The 1,851-nt window shown below is 76.2% G+C and carries 2 protein-coding genes and 1 pseudogene; all 3 read right to left on the bottom strand.

Going from position 1 to position 1,851, the window contains the following annotated elements; translation table 11 throughout:
* Window positions 1-82 precede the first annotated feature (82 nt).
* Window positions 83-316: a hypothetical protein gene (locus CCN56_RS35805; protein WP_041127767.1), complete on the bottom strand. Its 234-nt coding sequence runs from the start codon at window positions 314-316 to the stop codon at window positions 83-85.
* A gap of 52 nt (window positions 317-368) precedes the next feature.
* Entirely contained in the window at window positions 369-1,349 is a 981-nt protein-coding gene (locus tag CCN56_RS35800; RefSeq protein WP_086831931.1) for a nitronate monooxygenase family protein, read from the bottom strand.
* Window positions 1,346-1,851, bottom strand: a pseudogene (locus tag CCN56_RS35795) (hypothetical protein); the annotation flags it as partial. The pseudogene CCN56_RS35795 and the gene CCN56_RS35800, both read right to left, overlap by 4 nt.

Raw genomic sequence — 1,851 nt, 5'->3', positions numbered from 1 at the left:
CTCACCGTCCTGTTCAACACCGCACTCGGCCTGCTCCCGCTCGGCGCGGGTCCCGACGGGGGTGTGGTCAACTCCGGTCCCCTCAGGCGGCCGTGGCCGGGGCGAAGCCGCGCTCGATCAGGGCCAGGGTGCGGAAGTCGTCCACCGTCACCTGGTCGAGGTCGACCGGGCGGCCGGAGACCTGTTCAAGCAGGTAGATGAACTCCAGGAAGTCGAGGGAGCTGATCAGACGGGCCTCGATCAGGTCGGTGTCGGGCAGGAGCTCCTGGTCGAGCTCGGGGTTCTTCTGTCGGATCCACTCGACGATGCGCTGCATGGTGTTCCTCCGTTGGGGGTTGTTGACGTGGGTGTCAGTGCTCGGCGTGGGGTCAGTGCTCGGCGTCCGCGCGCAGGCGGGCCAGCAGCTCGGCGGCGGGCCGCACCGCGCGGACGGCCCCGCAGCCGGTGCCGGCGTAGTGGGCCAGGTGGCCGATCGCGCCCGTGGTCCGGACGGTCGGGGCGGTGGCCGCGCCGCGTACCACGGGGTGGCGGACGCCGTCCTCGGCCAGCCAGGCGACCACCGCCCTGGGCGGCGGGTCGGCCGCCGAGGTGACCGGTCCGGCGAGGACCCGGTGCGGGCGACCGGGCCAGCCGAGGCCGAACCGGTCGGTGACGAGGGTGTCCTCGGCCCTGGCCGCGGCCAGGGCGCGCTGGTAGTCGGGGTGGGCGTCGGACTCGGCGGCCGCCACGAACAGCGTGCCGATCAGCGCACCGTGCGCACCGGCCGCCGCCGCCTCGCGCAGCCGACGGCCGTCGGCCACCCCTCCCGCCACCAGCAGCGGCAGGTGCGGACCGTCCGCACGGACCCGGGCGAGCAGGTCTCGGGTGGTCGTCCCGCCCAGGTGGCGGCCACCGGCGGCCACCCCTTGCAGGGCGAGCACGTCGGCGCCGAGCCGGGCGGCGGCGGCCGCCTCGGCGGCGCTGCCGACCTGGACGAGCAGCAGGTGTCCGGCGGCCCGGACGGCGGCGGCCGCGTCGGCCGGCGGGAGCCCGAAGCTGTTCACCACCAGCGGCCGGTCGGCCGCTCCGAGGGCGGCGGCGAGCTGTCCGGCCAGTCGGGCGCCCATCAGTTCGGGCACCAGGCCGACCGCGTACCGGCGTCGGGTGCGCCGCGCGGTCTCCCGGACCAGCCGGGCCACTCGCCCGGGTGCCGAGCGGTAGCAGGCGACGGTGCCGAGGCCGCCGGCCTCGCTGACCGCGGCGGCCAGCGCGGGCCCGGCCACCCCGCCCATCCCGGCCTGTACCACCGGGAAGTCCACGCCGAGCGCGCGGGCCCCGATGGCCAGCCGGGCGGCGGCCGCCCGGCTCACCGCTCCGGGCGCTCGGCCCGCACGGTGCGCACCCGCTCGAGGGCGCGGTCGGCGTCGCCGTGGGCGAGGAGCATGGCGTGCACCCAGCGCTCGACCCCGAAGGCCGTGCAGGCGCTGTGCGCGGTGGCTCCGGCCGAGGTGAGCGCGAGGCGCTCGCCGAAGAAGTTGCGGTGCCGGTTGACCGAGGCGATCGCGGTGCCGTCCGGCGCGGTGAACTCGTACTTCACGGGGTCGAGCCGGGTGAGTCTGGCCCGCGAGCCGTCCTTGTCGAAGAAGGGGTCGTTGGCCGGTTCGAAGCCGAGCTCCAGGCCGAGCCGCCCGGCCAGGCCGAGGATCAGCTCCTTGGAGCGGTCGAGGTGTTCACGGGCGCCCTCCTGGGTGCCGACGTAGAGCACTTCGCGCATGTGGAAGCCCCAGAGCCGGCGCAGGCCCTCGTAGTGGGTCTCGTTGCGGAAGCACCGGCCCACGGCGGTCAGTCGCAGGCCCTCGCCGACCTCGGCGC

Origin of the sequence: Streptomyces sp. NRRL B-24572 (assembly GCF_002156145.1) — a bacterium.
GTDB lineage: Bacteria > Actinomycetota > Actinomycetes > Streptomycetales > Streptomycetaceae > Streptomyces > Streptomyces vietnamensis.
The sequence above is the reverse complement of the archived record's forward strand: the minus strand, read 5'-3'. Positions and strand labels throughout refer to the sequence as shown.